Source organism: Archangium sp. (genome assembly GCF_036388035.1).
In the GTDB taxonomy this organism is placed as follows: Bacteria; Myxococcota; Myxococcia; order Myxococcales; family Myxococcaceae; genus Archangium.
The window spans coordinates 21,517-35,959 of the sequence record NZ_DASVSO010000089.1; the positions used below are offsets into that span (position 1 = coordinate 21,517).

General features: G+C 66.5%; 16 protein-coding genes. 8 read left to right on the forward strand and 8 right to left on the reverse strand.

Annotation, left to right across the window (positions count from 1 at the left end; genetic code table 11):
• Positions 1–209: 209 nt before the first annotated feature.
• Positions 210–671, forward strand: coding sequence for a hypothetical protein (locus tag VF697_RS03830; RefSeq protein ID WP_331092105.1), 462 nt, complete (start codon positions 210–212; stop codon positions 669–671).
• Positions 672–688: 17 nt separating this feature from the next.
• Here the strand turns inward: VF697_RS03830 and VF697_RS03835 are convergent, their stop codons facing one another.
• A complete protein-coding gene (locus tag VF697_RS03835) occupies positions 689–1,555 on the reverse strand; it encodes an alpha/beta hydrolase (RefSeq protein WP_331092106.1) in 867 nt (288 codons plus the stop codon).
• Between the two features lie 283 nt (positions 1,556–1,838).
• On the opposite strand from VF697_RS03835, the gene VF697_RS03840 reads away from it, so the two are divergent.
• Both VF697_RS03840 and VF697_RS03845 read left to right on the forward strand, forming a co-directional pair.
• A complete protein-coding gene (locus VF697_RS03840) occupies positions 1,839–2,975 on the forward strand; it encodes a Gfo/Idh/MocA family oxidoreductase (protein WP_331092107.1) in 1,137 nt (378 codons plus the stop codon).
• 104 nt (positions 2,976–3,079) lie between these two features.
• Entirely contained in the window at positions 3,080–3,850 is a 771-nt protein-coding gene (locus VF697_RS03845; protein ID WP_331092108.1) for a hypothetical protein, read from the forward strand.
• Between the two features lie 19 nt (positions 3,851–3,869).
• Here VF697_RS03845 and VF697_RS03850 read toward each other — a convergent pair whose 3' ends face one another.
• Positions 3,870–4,388, reverse strand: a complete 519-nt coding sequence (locus tag VF697_RS03850) for a DUF1579 domain-containing protein (protein WP_331092109.1) — start codon at positions 4,386–4,388, stop codon at positions 3,870–3,872.
• 722 nt (positions 4,389–5,110) lie between these two features.
• Between VF697_RS03850 and VF697_RS03855 the strand changes: the two genes are divergently transcribed.
• Entirely contained in the window at positions 5,111–5,668 is a 558-nt protein-coding gene (locus VF697_RS03855) for a Uma2 family endonuclease (protein ID WP_331092110.1), read from the forward strand.
• Positions 5,669–5,671: 3 nt separating this feature from the next.
• On the opposite strand, the gene VF697_RS03860 is transcribed toward VF697_RS03855, so the two are convergent.
• From VF697_RS03860 to VF697_RS03875, 4 genes are all read right to left on the reverse strand, one after another.
• Positions 5,672–6,448: a hypothetical protein gene (locus VF697_RS03860; RefSeq protein WP_331092111.1), complete on the reverse strand. Its 777-nt coding sequence runs from the start codon at positions 6,446–6,448 to the stop codon at positions 5,672–5,674.
• A gap of 343 nt (positions 6,449–6,791) precedes the next feature.
• A complete protein-coding gene (locus tag VF697_RS03865) occupies positions 6,792–8,633 on the reverse strand; it encodes a two-component system sensor histidine kinase NtrB (protein WP_331092112.1) in 1,842 nt (613 codons plus the stop codon).
• A gap of 86 nt (positions 8,634–8,719) precedes the next feature.
• On the reverse strand, positions 8,720–9,346 hold the full coding sequence (locus VF697_RS03870; RefSeq protein ID WP_331092113.1) for a hypothetical protein: 627 nt from the start codon (positions 9,344–9,346) through the stop codon (positions 8,720–8,722).
• A gap of 127 nt (positions 9,347–9,473) precedes the next feature.
• A complete protein-coding gene (locus tag VF697_RS03875; RefSeq protein ID WP_331092114.1) occupies positions 9,474–10,277 on the reverse strand; it encodes a hypothetical protein in 804 nt (267 codons plus the stop codon).
• A 224-nt stretch (positions 10,278–10,501) separates the two neighbouring features.
• Here VF697_RS03875 and VF697_RS03880 point away from each other — a divergent pair, with 224 nt between their 5' ends.
• The 4 genes from VF697_RS03880 to VF697_RS03895 all read left to right on the forward strand — a co-directional run bounded on the left by VF697_RS03880 (position 10,502) and on the right by VF697_RS03895 (position 12,669).
• Positions 10,502–10,747 (forward strand): UPF0175 family protein, encoded by a 246-nt coding sequence (locus VF697_RS03880; RefSeq protein WP_331092115.1) that lies wholly within the window; start codon positions 10,502–10,504, stop codon positions 10,745–10,747.
• On the forward strand, positions 10,747–11,223 hold the full coding sequence (locus VF697_RS03885; RefSeq protein ID WP_331092116.1) for a DUF3368 domain-containing protein: 477 nt from the start codon (positions 10,747–10,749) through the stop codon (positions 11,221–11,223). The genes VF697_RS03880 and VF697_RS03885 overlap by 1 nt, the downstream gene beginning before the upstream one ends.
• A gap of 325 nt (positions 11,224–11,548) precedes the next feature.
• On the forward strand, positions 11,549–11,899 hold the full coding sequence (locus VF697_RS03890) for a hypothetical protein (RefSeq protein ID WP_331092117.1): 351 nt from the start codon (positions 11,549–11,551) through the stop codon (positions 11,897–11,899).
• Between the two features lie 140 nt (positions 11,900–12,039).
• On the forward strand, positions 12,040–12,669 hold the full coding sequence (locus VF697_RS03895) for a hypothetical protein (protein WP_331092118.1): 630 nt from the start codon (positions 12,040–12,042) through the stop codon (positions 12,667–12,669).
• Positions 12,670–12,763: 94 nt separating this feature from the next.
• Here the strand turns inward: VF697_RS03895 and VF697_RS03900 are convergent, their stop codons facing one another.
• Together VF697_RS03900 and VF697_RS03905 are read right to left on the reverse strand one after the other, a co-directional pair.
• Entirely contained in the window at positions 12,764–13,891 is a 1,128-nt protein-coding gene (locus VF697_RS03900; protein WP_331092119.1) for an XRE family transcriptional regulator, read from the reverse strand.
• The coding region (locus tag VF697_RS03905) for a hypothetical protein (RefSeq protein ID WP_331092120.1) at positions 13,878–14,443 on the reverse strand (566 nt) is incomplete at its 5' end. The genes VF697_RS03900 and VF697_RS03905, both read right to left, overlap by 14 nt.

A 14,443-nucleotide genomic window follows, 5' to 3' on the forward strand; every position in this document is an offset into this window, starting at 1 on the left:
CCCGAGGGCCCGCGCATCCGGCGACCCACCCGCAGCCCAGCCAGGCCACGAGCACTTTTACGAGACCCACCGCCCCACTCCGTCCTCGCGGCTTCGTACGCATAGCCCTCTTCATGGGGAGGCAGTCGACCTGAACGGAGAGCAGGCAGGCAAGCCATTCCCGGCAGGCATCCCCATCTTGTTCCTCCAGGGAATCACCGGAGGAGCGCATGGAGGCAATCGAGGAGCTGAAGCCAGAGCGTGCTGAACCCCTGGCTTCCGGCCTGGCCGTGGCGCAGGGCGTCTTCTACGTGGGCACCGGGGTGTGGCCCATCGTCCACCTGCGCAGCTTCGAGGCGGTGACGGGCCCCAAGCTCGAGGGCTGGCTGGTGAAGACAGTCGGGGCGATCATCGCCGTCATCGGCGGCACGCTGCTGACCGCTGGCCTGCGCCGCCGTACCAGCCCCGAGGTCATGCTGCTGGCCGCTGGCAGCGCCGCCTCGCTCGCGGCGGTGGACGTCATCTACTCGCCCCAGCGCATCTCACCCGTGTACCTGCTGGATGCCGTGGCCGAGGGCGTGCTCATCACCGGCTGGTGCCTCGCCGCCGCGCGCGCCTGGAAGCGCCGCGGCCCCCAGCCGCCGCCCCCCCGGTACACCTCCCCGGAGGATGCGGCCGGCTTCCCCACGTAGGCACTCGCCACGGCCCTCTACTTCGCGGGCGCTTCACCCGAGGCGTCCGGCGAGGTGAACCAGGCCAGGGCCTCGCGGGCGATGTCCGGTGGCACCGTGTGGGGCCCGTCGAACTCGCGATAGAGCACCGCGTACCCCGCGCGCTGGACCCGCGGGACGATGCGCCGGCTGCATGGGTCGATGCGCAGCACCTCGTCCTTCACCCCATGGGAGATGAAGAGGCCCGGCTGGCCACGCTGGGCCGCGGGCACCAGGAAGCCCGGGGAGAAGGCGACCACGTGGGTGAACAGGTCCCCATTGGTGAGGCCCAGCGACAGCGCGTACGAGGCCCCGTCAGAGAAGCCCTCGATGGCGAGGCGCTCCGGGTCCACCGCGTAGCGCTCGAAGACGTACGCCAGCGCCTGGTCGATGAAGGCCACGTCCAACCCGTACCCGTCCTCCGCGATGACGTCCCACGTCGGGCCGCGCGAGTCCGGCGCGAGCAGGAGCAGTCCCGCCTCGTCCGCCAGCTGCTGCCACGGGCCGAGCGCGTGGCGCGCGTTGCCTCCGGCGCCGTGCAGCATCAGCACCAGGGGCGCGGGCCGATCCGCCCGGTACCCCTTGGGCACATAGAGCAGCCCGTCGCGCCTGCCACCCAGCCCCAGGGGGCGCAGGCCGTGCTGCGGCGCCTCCACCGTGGGGCGATGCGGACGCGCCAGCAGCCGTCCTTCCTTCGTCTCGTCGTGCAGCGTCTGCACCTGCGATCCAGTCCTGACCATGTCCTTCGTGTCCTTCGCGTGAATGTTTCCACAGGCGAGGAGCAGCGCGGCCACCAGTCCCACCCGCGTCCGGGCGAGCACGGGCCCACGCCCTCCCCGCGCGAGGCGGGTGGGGGGGTGCGTCATGTCGTCACTCGCTTTGCCGCCAGGCCATCCTGGCGTGACCTGGACATGAGGAAACACCCGGCACCGGCACCTTCGCTCCGCATGGCTCCCTCACCGCTCGCTCGGCTGAACCCCAGCCAGGAGGCCCCGGCCACGGTCCATCCGGCACACGACGCCGCTCCTGGGCTCGAGGGCTCCGGGCGTCCTCCGCGCGACACGCGGCTCCGCTGGGAGGAAAGGTGGGTTGTCGGCGCCTCGTGCGATGCGGAGCTTGCGGCCCCGACGGTTCCAGGAGGAAGAGAAAATGGCGGCTCGGAAGCAGGCAGGCACGCGGGCGCGCAAGACGTCGCGCAAGATTGGCTATGCCGTGGTGGGGCTCGGACACTTCGCGCAGGACGCGATCCTCCCCGCCTTCAAGAACGCGAAGAAGAACTCGCGGCTGGTGGCGCTCGTCTCTGGAGATCCGAAGAAGCACCGCGTGCTGGGCAAGCGCCACAAGGTGCCCGTCTACGGCTATGACCAGCTCGACGAGTGCCTCGCCTCTCCCGAGGTGGACGCCGTCTACATCGCGCTGCCCAACTCCCTGCACGCCGAGTACGCGGTGCGCGCCGCGCGGGCCGGAGCACATGTGCTCTGCGAGAAGCCCCTGGCGCTCGACGAGCAGCAGTGCCTGGACATGATCCGCGCCGCCGAGGACAGCGACGTCAAGCTGATGACGGCCTACCGGCTGCACTTCGAGTCCGCCAACCTCGCGGCCATGGAGGCGGTGCGTAAAGGCAAGATTGGCGAGCCGCGCATCTTCAGCTCGTCCTTCAGCTTCCAGATTCAAGCGCCCAACATCCGCGTGGACGCCGAGAAGGGCGGCGGGGTGGCGTGGGACATTGGCGTCTACTGCGTCAACGCCGCGCGCTACCTCTTCCGCTCGGAGCCCGAGGAGGTGTTCGCCTTCCGAGTCAAGGGCAAGGACGCGCGCTTCGCCGACACGGAGGAGGCGGTGTCCGCGGTACTCCGCTTCCCGGACGACCGGCTGGCCTCCTTCAACGTGAGCTTCGGCGCCGCGTCCACGTCCACCTACCAGCTCGTGGGCACCAAGGGGAGCCTCCGCCTGGACAATGCCTACGACTACAAGGGGAAGATGGTCTTCGAGCTGCAGACGAAGGGCACGAAGAAGCGCACCCTGCCCGCGCGTGACCAGATCGCTCCCGAAATCTCCTACTTCAGCGACTGCATCCTGAACGACCGGGAGGTGGAACCGAGCGGCTGGGAGGGCCTGGCCGACGTGCGCATCATCCGCGCGCTCTACGAGTCGGCGGACTCGGGCCGGCCCGTCCGGCTGGAGCCCTTCGAGAAGCGGCAGCGGCCCACCCAGGAGCAGGAGCAGCGCCGCCCGCCCGTGCAGCCGCCCGAGCCCGTCAACGCCGCGCCGCCCATGGACGGGTGAGCAGCGCCAGACGAATTCGTTTGAACTGCACCCTTTCACTCGCGCGCGGCATGGGGCATCTTGCCGGCCCCCGCCGCGCCCGCGGCCGCGTCCAGGAGCCTTCCATGTCTCGCGCGCTCGCCCTGGTGAGTCTCCTGCTCTCGTCCCTACCTGTTCAGGCACAGGGGGGCTCCCCGCCCGCCGTGGACGCGGACACGCTCGCCCGGCGCCTGGGTGAGACGACGTGGGGCATGGAGGAGCTCTTCACCGGCAAGGTGTCGGAGGTGACCATCACCCTGCGCCTGGAGGAGCTCGACGGGGAGGGCAACGTGAAGCACACCCAGGAGCGGGTGGATCGCGTCCTGGTGAAGGACGGCCAGCAGCACCGCGAGCTGCTCCAGGCGCGCAAGGACGGCCAGGACGCCACCGAGGCCCTGCGCAAGGACCTCGAGGAGCGCCAGCGCAAGGGTCAGGTCCGCACCGAGTTCAACTCGGTGAACCTGCCCTTCGCCGCCTCGTACCTGCCCCAGCACCGCTTCTCCCTGGCGGGCCCGGACCCCAAGGAGCCCCACCGGCTGCGCCTGCGCTTCGAGCCCCGCGCCGACAAGTCGCCCTCCCTGCACAAGGGCGAGGCGCTCGTGGACCCGAGCACCGGCCAGCTCCTCCGTCTGAGCTACAGCCCCTCGGAGCTGCCCCACATGGCGGACCGCGTGGACGTGCGCATGGACTTCCGCGCCTGGCCCGGCGTGGGCCAGGTGCTCGACACCCTCCACGTCGACGCCGCGGGCGGCTTCCTCTTCTATCGGAAGCACCTGCGCATCACCGCGCGCTACTCGAACCTGGTGCCCGCCGGCAACGGCGCGAAGGCCTCGGCGTCCATGTCCTCGGCGCCCTGAGCGGGCAGCGGCTTCCGCGCTACGCGCCCGCGGGGCGTGACACCCGGCGGTACACCGTCTCCACGGCCTTCGCCTCCGGCCCCTGGCCCTCGGGCGGGACGTTGTAGTGGGTGATGACCAGGCGATCCGGCTCGGGCAGTTGGAGCTCCGTGCGCCAGCCCCAGGGCGGCCCGGACGGGGCTGCGTAGCTGCCCTGGACGCCGTAGCCGCGACCCTCGTTCTGGCCCTTGGAGAACAGGATGGCCGTGCCGTTGTGGAAGCTGTCGACCCACGCCATCTCGTAGCGATCCGGGTCGAGGTGGTAGCCGTAGAGGGCCACCCCCGCCAGCGGCTTGCCCTGGAGCGCGCCCTCGTACTCGTGCACCACGAAGCGCCCGCCGAGCACGGGGCGGATGGTGCCACGACAGGGCGACTCGTCCGCGAGCTTGTCCGGCTCGAACCACGTCCGCGTCACACCCTCCCACTCCCCGACGAGCTGGCCCAGCCGGTGGTGGATGCCGCCCTCTGCCTTGGATTCCTCGAACGTACGCCGGGTCATGCGCGAGTCCTCATCTCCGGGGAAAACCCCGGAACATCCTCACGCGAGACGGACACGACCCATAAAAAAAACCGGGGAGGAGCCGCCCCCACGGCTCCTCCCCGACGTGCTTCCGTCCCTGCCCCCAAGAAAGGCCCTACCCGTCGTACCTCACCCAACCCCCACCGACCCGCCGCCCAAAAACCCTACTGTCGTGCAGCCCTGCCCCACCCCAACCCCGACCGACCCGCCACCCCGAAACCGCCCCACCCACCGTGCAGCCCTGCCTCACCCAACCCCGACCGACCCGCCACCCCGAAAAACCCACAACCCCGTGCAGCCCCGCCCTACCCCACCCACCCGACCCGCCCACCCACCACCGACCCGCCCGTTCTGCCCTGCCGCCTTCACGAGACAGGGACATAGCATCCCGTGTGCCAGCAGGGCCCGGGGGCTGATGGCCTGTGATTTCGAGGGTTTATCGCGCAGCATCGGGCAGCGTCGGCATCGGAACCGGTAAGACTTACGGGGGTCCCTGGGAGGGGAAGCGGAATGTTCCGCTGACGGTGAGCGGAGGCCTCCCCGCTCGCCACGTTCACGAGCCTCCGGCGGGTGACTCGGTATGTCACATCGGGCTTCACAACCTCAAAGGTCAGCTCTAGACTTATGGCATGGGTCATGACGTGAGCGACAATCCCTTGAGGCTGCTTGAAGAAGTACCCACTGCTCCCCATGCTCCGGGCATGAGTGGGTCGAGGCGCAGGGCCACCTATGAAGACCTGGAGACCGTTCCTCCCAATTGTGTGGGGGAGATCGTCGACGGCGAGTTGTACGTGAGCCCCCGCCCGGCCTCGCCCCATGCCCGGGCCGCCTCTCGACTCGGAATGCTGTTGGGAACACCCTTCGACATGGGGAAAGGCGGGCCTGGAGGGTGGATCCTCCTGGTCGAGCCCGAATTGCACCTGGGGGAAGACGCCCTGGTGCCAGACCTGGGGGGTTGGCGCCGCGAGCGCATGCCCGAGCTGCCACACACGGCGGCCTTCACCCTGGCTCCCGACTGGGTGTGCGAGGTGCTCTCGCCCTCCACGGCGGTCCTGGACCGGGAGAAGAAGATGAAGGCCTATGCCCGCGAAGGCGTGGGCCACTTGTGGCTGGTGGATCCCCTCCAGCAGGCGCTGGAGATCTATCGACTGGAGGGCCGGCGCTGGAGCCAGCAGGGCCACTGGCGCGGGGGCACCACCGTGCATGCCGAACCCTTCGCGGTGCTCCCATTGGACCTCGCCACGCTCTGGGCGCGATGACCCTCAGCCCTCGGTCCGCGCACCTGCCTCCGGACTCCGCAGCAGCTTGCGCACGGTGGCGCTCGCCAACGACGCCAGGTTGTCGGGCGTGAAGCGGAACCAGAAGCCGACGTAGCTGCCGTTGCTCCGGAACTCCGGATTGACCGCGGCGTAGGCCCTGGCCGCGGGCCTGTCGAAATAGTCGGGCGAGTAGCGCCCCAGCGTCTCGGGCTTCATGAAGATGTCGACGAAGAAGAGGCCGCGCTCCTCGTCGACACGGAAGTGGCTCTCCTCGGCCAGCGCGAGGAAGGCCTCCCGGACGGCGCCCTGCTCCCCGGTGCGCTGCCGCGGCTCGAAGAGGTGGTAGCGGGCCAGGGCCTCGGTAATGGACACGAAGCCGAACAGGCTGGCGATGGACAGGCGGTAGTGCCGGCTGCGCGGATGTCGCAGCTTGTCCTGGAGGAAGAAGGTCAGGCCGGAGAGCAGGTGCAGGCCGCGATTCCGGAACTCGGGAAGGATTCGCAGCTTGCCTCCGAGAATGACGCGGCCCCTGGGCAGCCCGAGGGGCGCCGTCCGCCAGAACTGGAAGCCGACGAGGCTCCGCGTGTCCGTGCGGCGGAAGAGGTGGACGAGGTCATTGGCCTGGGCATGCACCCGGAAGTGCTCCAGATCCTCGGCCATCAAGGCATTGGCGACCGCGTGCAGCTCCCGGATGAGCGCGTCCGAGAGCGCCTCCCTGCGGACGGTCTCCATCTCGACCGCGGGGGCGTGTCTGGAGAGGCGGAGCAGATGCTGGAGCATGCGGCAGGTTAGGCGCGCCCGAGCCCGAAAAGACATCGGGGAGGAGCCGCCCCCACGGCTCCTCCCCGACGTGCTTCCCCGTTCCTGCCCCCAGAAAGGCCCTACCCGTCGTACCCCACCCAACCCCCACCGACCCGCCGCCCAAAACCCCGACTGCGTGCAGCCCCGTCCTACCCGCCCCACCCGACCCGCCACCCACTACCGTCCCGCCCGTCCTGCCCTGCCGCCTTCACGAGACAGGGAGATAGCATCCCGCGTGCCAGGGAGGCCCGAGGAGAATCACGCGTCATTTCAAGGCCTTAGCGAGCGACAGGGGCAGCGACGGCACCGGAGTCGGTAAGACTTACCGAAGCACGGGGAGCTCGAGGAGGAAGGTGGCACCCTGGCCCGAGCCGGCGCTGGTGCACGTGAGCGCACCGCCCATCTCCGCCGCCGCCAGGGCGCTGGTGTGCAGGCCAAAGCCGTGTCCGTCCTTCTTCGTCGTGAAGCCCTGGGTGAACAGCCGCGGCAGGCTCTCGGGCGAGATGCCTGTCCCGTTGTCCGCCACCTCGATGCGCAGCCGCTCCCCGTCCGTCCCCCCACCCACCCGGAGCACGAGCTGCTTGTCGGCACGGCCACTCTCCAGGAGCGCATGCCGCGCGTTGCTCAGCAGGTTGAAGAGGATCTGCAACAGCTTGTGGCGATCCACCAGCACCGGCGGCACCTCTTTGTACTCGCGCCGCACCTGGATGCCCTGCTTCTCGAAAGACAGGGCCTGTAGCTTCAGCGCGTCATCCAGCAACTGCGCCACCCGCACCTGCTCCATCACGCCGACGAAGCGCGCGTTCTGCTGCTGCATGCTCACGACGGACTTCATGTGCTCCACGCTCTCGCTCAGCGCCTGCACCTCCGCCAGGAGGGCCTCGCGCTCCTGCACGAGCTGCTCGGAGATGGCGATGAGGTAGGAGGGAAGCTGCCGCCCTCGCTCGTCCTCGGTGAGGAAGGAGCTCAAGGACGGCAGGTGCTCCTTGAGCAGCTCCGTGGCCCGGGCCAGCCCCACCACGCGCGAGCCGCGCAGGTGCTGGCCCACCAGCCCCACCGACACGTTCACACTGTTGAGCGTATTGCCCACGTTGTGCAGCACCCCCGTGGCCACCTCCGCCATGCCCGCCTGGCGCGACACGTCCAGCAGGCTGCGGTGCATCTCGGTCAGCCGCGCCTCGGCCTCCTTACGCGCGGAGATGTCCCGCGCGAAGAACGTCACTCCCACCACCTGCCCCTCCTTGCTCCGCACGGGGCTGGCGATGGTCTCCACCGTCCGCGACCGGCCCTCCAGCAGGAACTCCACCTCCGTGCGGCCCCGCTGACCCGTCAACGCCTGCTGGAAGAGCACCAGCAGCTCCCCCCAGGGCGCCCGAGGCTCGGGCGGAAAGAGCCGTCCACCGGGAGGCAGCTCACTGCCGGTGAGCGTGGAGATGAGCCGCAGCGCCGGCTGGTTGGCGGCCACCCGGCGGCCCTCGGTGTCCAGGGACATCACGAAGTCGTCCGTGCTCTCGATGAGGCTGCTCAGCTTGCCCTCGCTCTCGCGCAGCGTCTCCATCGCGCGCTTGAGCGCCGAGTGCGCCTGCTCCCGCGAGGAGCTGTGCAGCCAGAAGAGGACCCACCCCAGCAGCAAGGCCACCATCGTGGAGCCGTTGTTCGACCAGGCATCCATGTTGGAGAAGATGGGCCGCTTCGAGCCGAAGCCCGAGTGGTAGAGCTGGTGGAAGAGCCCCACGTCGACACAGACGATGGCGGTGAAGACGAAGCCCAGACGCCACCCCAACAGGTAGACCGCCAGCAGCGGAATCAGCATGCCCGTCGCATGCGAGGAGACCCGCACATCCTCCGAGAGGAGCGTCACCGACAGGAAGGCGCTCGTGAAGAACACGCACACCATCAGGCCCGGAATCCGGATCGAACGCGTCCAGCGCACCACGGCCAGCACCAGGGCGTAGCTGCCCACCGCCAGGATCGCCACGAAGGCCACCGATTGGCTCGCCTGGATGGTGGAGTACCTGAGACTGACCCAATAGAGGGCGTTGAGCACCAGCATGCTCAACGCGCTGCTCACCAGCACCCGGTACTGGCTGAGCTCATCTGGAGGCAACCGGCGCTGCTGGGGGGTCAGGAACGCATCCACCCCGGCGATGAACCCTCTCCGCAAGGCTTGAAACATCCAGTGGGGTTGCCATGCCGGCCCGCGTGGCGTCAACCGGGGGTCCCCTCGCGGGCGGCGAAGGAGGCCGAGGCTCAAGGGTGATGCAAGCGCCCGCCGACGAGGTGCAAGAAGACGAGCAGCAGGAGCAGGCCCATGGCCCCCAGCAGCACGTACAGCCCCGAGCGCGGAGGGAGCGGCTGCGACACCTGACGCCGCTCGAGTTGCTGACGCTGCCCATAGCGGGTCTTGCCCCAGGGCTTGTAGACCGACAGCACCGTGGCCGCGAGCAGCACCAGCAGGCCGCCAACGGCGTGGACCACGAGCTGGGTCCGCAGCATCGCGAAATCGGCACCGGACAGGGTCGTCTCCGCCGCGAGGCCGGACATGCGGCTCACGGTCCGCATGTGCACCAGCAGGACGAGGGCGCCACCAAGGGTCAGCAGGAACTTCACCAGGAGCCAATAGTGCCGGAACAAGCCCCACTCGGTGCCCAGTGACTGGACAAGCCCGGACAGCAGCGCGGCGAGGCTGCACGGGACGATGACGCACCAGCCGATCAACTCCATCGCGAGATAGGCGGCACGCACCAGCTGAGCGTCCTGGCGGGTCAGACCGGCGATGGCGAGAGCCAGGTAGGCAACGACCGCGCCGAGCCAGCCGACCGAGACAGTGACATGCGCGGTGAACGCGAGTTTGCGGAGACGGGGGGGCAGGGTCATGGCCGGCGGTCCTGCGCTTCAATGAGGGCGCCGCTCGAGAGGCAGGGCAGCGGCTGGAATCTCATCACGATGACGGGGTTGACGTCGTTGCCACACCTTCCCCGGGGGCCACGGGAGTCACAGTGGCTCACGGCTGGATGGACTGAGGCTCACGCGGCTTGCGCGAGCGCGCCGAGACCGGCACGTAGCACTTACCCTGGTAGTCGGCGTAGTTCTCCCCGCACGGCGGACGTAGGGCGAGTTCCAACCAGCAGCCACTGTTGATTTCCACCTCGTGCAGCTTGGGCTTGCAGGGCGCCTTCGCCTGATCGCTGAAAGGCTTCGCCGGCAGGGGATAGGCGATGACCGCCGGGCCCACGTCACCTGTGTCCACCAACATGGGCGCACGGCTCTCTTGCACGGCCACCCCGGCGGCCTCGTGCTGCTCGCCCCGCGGGTGCTCGGTGTAGACCCACAGGTGCCCCGCCACCAGGAACAGCACCAGGGCCGCGACGCTCATTCCGACTCCGTACGGCCCCACTCTGCCCAGCGCCTGGCGCACGCCCGCGGCCCACCGCTTCAGCCGCCCCTCCGGCTGGCGCGTCAGGTGACGGCGCGCTTCGTCGCTCCAATCCATCCGCTCCATCATGCGGGTGAGTACCTCGAACAGCCCCGCCAGTGCCGCCAGCTCTCCCGAGGCCGGCGCCTGCTCCACCTCCAGCGCTACGTAGAGCGGCCGGGCCTGCATCGTGACGCGCACCTTCCAGTCCTCCTCGGGCTCTCCGCTCACACCCGGGGCCGGCACCAGCACCAACGCGGGCGCGTCCGTGTGCACGTTGTGCGCCTCGTAGAGCCGGCCCAGGTCTTCGCTCTCCGGGTTCTTGCCCCCGTGCCGCCTGCCGAGCCGATACGCTCCCAGCCTCCCGTCCTCCCCGCGCTTCGCGTCCGCCATGCGAGTGCCTCCTCCTCCCTCTCTTCTATACCCCTGGTGGCGTGGGCTGAGACGAGTCCACGTTCTGGGACTCGGTAGGTCCGGCATGGGGCGATGCGGGGGTCGGAATCCCACGAACGAGTCGTTTGATACCCCGCCAGTCCACCGAGCGGGCGTTTGCATGTGAAGGCCCGAGGTTGCATCCTCTAGAGAGAAGCGCTGTGCCCTCTGACCCTCGTCGTGCCATGCAGATCACGCTGAACGTTCCCGAGCAGTTCCTCATCGACACGGAGCCCGTGGAGTTGGCGCAGCGCATCCAGCTCTATGCCGCCGTGTTCATGTTCCAATCGGGCGAGCTGTCCGCCGGAGCGGCAGCCGAATTCGCTGGGGTGGATCGCTTCACCTTCCTGGCCGAGTGCCAGCGGCGCGGAATCTCCACCGTGGACTACCCGGCGGAGGAACTGGCCGACGAAGTAGCGGCGCTGCGCTGATGCTGGTTGTCGCGGACACCTCGGCGCTCGTCGCGCTGGCGGCCTGCCAGCAGCTCCATCTATTGGAGGTGCTGTTCGACGAGATACGGGTGCCACCTGCCGTTCATCGAGAGTGCACGGTGCCGGGCAAGCCCGAGGCGACTGCCTTGAGCGAATATCTGAGCGGCAAGGTCGCCGAAGTAGCGCTCTCCGAGTTCGTGATTGCAGTGGCCGGACTGGGTCAGGGCGAACTGGAAGCCATGGCCCTCTACCGGAAGCTCTCGGCGGACGAGTTGCTCCTCGATGATCAGCGAGCCCGGAAGGTGGCACGGTTCAACGGCATGCGCGTCATCGGCAGCGTGGGAGTGTTGCTTGCCGCCAAACAGCGGGGGCATATCCAGGTCCTGCGACCGTTGCTGGAGACCATCCGACGTTCCGGAATCCACATCAGCGATGCGCTGGTCACGGAGGCACTCCGGCTCGCGGGCGAGAGTTGAAAAGGAACTTCAATGATGCCTCACGGCGGCCTCGCTGCCCGGTCTCGCGCGGTTCCTGGAAGTCTGCCGGAACCTGGGGTTGCACCTGGAACAGGAACCGCCGCGCCAGCCTGCGCTCGCAGCCGGAGAACCCGTGGCGGGACTCCCCCTCGATTCGTTGCTCGCGGCTGTGCATGCCCAGTGGGGATACGCCGGATTGGAGGAGGGGTTCGTCCTCCTCCAGGCTGGAGACACTCGGCAATCCGACTTGCTCCGTGTGAATGAACGCTGGTGGCGAGACCAAGCCGACCCCTTTGGACCCCTCCTCATCTTTGGGAAGGAGGACATGCTGGCCTATCAGGCCTATCACTACGCCACCGTTCCCCAGCTCGCGGATGCGCGGGGACCGCAGCCGGTCGTGAAGGTCGACATGCACGAGGAGCCTTACGCCGTGCTGCTCACCTCGAACGTCGATCGCTTCTCCGATACCTACTCGCGCTACTTGGAGGTTCTCGTGGCGGAGCCCGACTACGAGGAACTCGGGCCTGCTGTTCGCACCTTTCCCTGGCAGGTGCCCGAGCTCATTGCCCGGGACAGACCACTGGTGGAGTTGCTCCAAGCCGGGCGCTTCGATTTCCTGATGCCAAAATACGAGGAGACCCGCTCGTGGGTGGCAATGATACTGGCCGCTGCATAGGTGCAGCCTCAGTCCCATCAAGATCCGGTGCTCGTTAGGCTTGAGGCTGAGGGAAAGCGGCGCCGAAGGATCGAGGAGGAAGCGAAAGAGGCAGTGGGGAAAACAAAGATCGAGAAGACAGTGGCAGATGCGTAGGTTGGGTGAACGTCGAAGAGCAGGCCCACGTAAGCAAACTAAGGTTCCTCCAACGCATCTCGGATTTCGAGGCTACAATGGACGCATTTGAAGTGACGGTTGCAAAGATCCTGGAGGCGCAAGGCTACTGGATCCGTTCCTCATACAAAATCAATCTTACGAAAGAAGAAAAAGCCCGCGTCGATAAACCATCAATGCCGCGCCCGGAGATCGACCTCATTGCATACCGGCCGGTGCAGAATGAGATTCTTGCTGTCGAATGTAAGTCGTTATTCGATTCGCCAGGAGTAGTCGCAAAGCACGTGTTTGATCCGAATCCGAAGTCGAAGCACGCGAAACGTTACAAGATGTTCAACCGAACTCCGCTACGTGAACTCGTCCTCTCGCGTCTCGCGCAGCAGCTATGCGCCGAACGATTGTGTGTGAGCCCACCCAGAGTTCGGCTCGCTATGGCAGTTGGTCACTTCCGGAAAGATACAGATCGAGACACGTTGCAACAAGAGTTCGAGAAACGCGGCTGGCTCTTGTTCACCGACAAATGGCTGCGAGATAATCTTATGAACCTCGCGCTTAACGGGTACGACAACAGCATTCCCATTGTCACCGCGAAAGTCTTGTTGCGTACACCAACATAAACCTACGCCTGCGCCACAAACGCCGCGCCAAGTATTTGGCACCGCTCCGAAACTTGTCTCCCGGAGCGGGGCTCATCTTCGGCTTATGCTTGTACTAAATTGTTCCCTTCACCTTCAATGGTCGACGCTCGAAGGGAAGAACGCGCGCTCCTGAATCCTGCAGAGTTGACACTTCAACTCCGAACGAGAGCCCTGTAACTCTTTCCAAGTCTCCAAGAGTAACGCCAATCTCACGAGCAACGTCTGCTGGGCTCACCCCTCGCCGGTTTAGACGCTCAAAGCACACCCTTATTGTTTCTGGGGGCTCTTCTGGGGGCTCTTCTGGCTCATTCCTCAACCAGCCCTGAGCGCTCATCTGCTTGTAGGACCGCTGGTACTCAGCATCGTTGATGCAGCCAAGTTCACGAGCACGCCGGAGGATGACGCCAAAGCTCGTCTTCCAGCGCTTCTTCATGCGGAAAACAAGTGGCCAGTGGACACGATCCTGTCTAGGGAACTCTCGGAGAAAACCTTCGGCCGGCAGAAGAAAGGCCGCAGCAAAAATGTCCGCTGCACGCTCATTCTCATCCAGTCCCGGTTTCTCCCCTCGGTGCATCGCAAGGTGAGCGAGTTCGTGCGCAAGATTAAACCGCGCGCGAGACGTGCTCTCTTTATCCGCGTTGCACACCACAGTTCCGCGTTCCGCGGGGCGGGAGAAAGCATCGACTTTGTCCACATCAGCATGAAATCGTGTGGCGACTCCGCCAGCGATCGATTCAATGACGCGCATCATATTCGTGATCGGCACATCAAGGCCAAGCCCCCACTCGGACCTTAAGCGACGAGCAACCTCTTCGGCATCAGCCGGACCCGTCACCTTCACGACGGGAACACGGTACTCCTCCAGTCTGAGGTTTTTCTCGAAGAAGCGCACGAGTTCAAGAAATACAAACCCATGCGCAGCCATCGTGTCCCACACCCGAGCAGGTGTCGTCTTACGCTTCCTGAAATGATACTCGTCAGGAGACAACCCTCCCGCCACGGGACTCGCCAGGAAGCCCCTCGTCACGCTTAGAGCCGATGCTAGCGCAAGCGCCATGTCCTCTGTTGGCGTTCGGCCATTCTCAAGTTGCTGAACATACCCCTTCGTCACGCCAACTGCTGAGCCGACCTCCTCAAGCGTCTTCCCTCGCAATAGTCGGGCAGCGCGCAGCCTCTCGCCGTAGAACTCAGTCGTCTCCATGTGCGGTTGCGGTTGCGGTCTCGGTCTCGGTCTCGGTCTCGGCAGGGTCTTCCACGCTGGGTGGCCTGATGTCAACGCCCGCACGCTGCTCGGCAAGCGGAACCACAGTGTCGTTCGCGACAAGCTCGGGGGTTCGGATCGGCCAACTATCGAGGATACCTCCGTTTTCCGCAAACTGAACGAGTGAAACCCACGTTGTTCCCGAAGTGAGATCCGTCTTCACGGTGAGGCGCAGCATCCAGTTCAAGTACTCGAAGCCGGGGAAGCCGAACGCTTCTTGATGCGCTGTAAGCTCGGCACCCTCACGAGCAAACCACCGCGCAGACGGTTCCGATGGATCGCCGCTGTAAAAGCGAATCGGCACAGCACCAATGCGGGCAACAAAGTGCTCCCCCTTCCCGCTACCGATCACCTTGAGCCAATCGACCTCCTCGGCGGCTTTCTCCATCGCGGCGCATGAGCGAACGAACGAGGTGTACCCAAACACGCGAGCATCATCGCCCTCCTCACGTTGCATGTGCTGGAGAACCCTGCTGCGCACGCGATAGAAGA

Coding starts and splice junctions, on each gene's coding strand:
- VF697_RS03845 (WP_331092108.1), top strand. CDS start 3,080: ATGTCTCGCGCGCTCGCCCTGGTGAGTCTCCTGCTCTCGTCCCTACCT.
- VF697_RS03880 (WP_331092115.1), top strand. CDS start 10,502: ATGCAGATCACGCTGAACGTTCCCGAGCAGTTCCTCATCGACACGGAG.
- VF697_RS03835 (WP_331092106.1), bottom strand. CDS start 1,555: ATGACGCACCCCCCCACCCGCCTCGCGCGGGGAGGGCGTGGGCCCGTG.
- VF697_RS03855 (WP_331092110.1), top strand. CDS start 5,111: ATGAGTGGGTCGAGGCGCAGGGCCACCTATGAAGACCTGGAGACCGTT.
- VF697_RS03890 (WP_331092117.1), top strand. CDS start 11,549: ATGCTGGCCTATCAGGCCTATCACTACGCCACCGTTCCCCAGCTCGCG.
- VF697_RS03840 (WP_331092107.1), top strand. CDS start 1,839: ATGGCGGCTCGGAAGCAGGCAGGCACGCGGGCGCGCAAGACGTCGCGC.
- VF697_RS03830 (WP_331092105.1), top strand. CDS start 210: ATGGAGGCAATCGAGGAGCTGAAGCCAGAGCGTGCTGAACCCCTGGCT.
- VF697_RS03900 (WP_331092119.1), bottom strand. CDS start 13,891: ATGGAGACGACTGAGTTCTACGGCGAGAGGCTGCGCGCTGCCCGACTA.
- VF697_RS03850 (WP_331092109.1), bottom strand. CDS start 4,388: ATGACCCGGCGTACGTTCGAGGAATCCAAGGCAGAGGGCGGCATCCAC.
- VF697_RS03875 (WP_331092114.1), bottom strand. CDS start 10,277: ATGGCGGACGCGAAGCGCGGGGAGGACGGGAGGCTGGGAGCGTATCGG.
- VF697_RS03885 (WP_331092116.1), top strand. CDS start 10,747: ATGCTGGTTGTCGCGGACACCTCGGCGCTCGTCGCGCTGGCGGCCTGC.
- VF697_RS03860 (WP_331092111.1), bottom strand. CDS start 6,448: ATGCTCCAGCATCTGCTCCGCCTCTCCAGACACGCCCCCGCGGTCGAG.
- VF697_RS03870 (WP_331092113.1), bottom strand. CDS start 9,346: ATGACCCTGCCCCCCCGTCTCCGCAAACTCGCGTTCACCGCGCATGTC.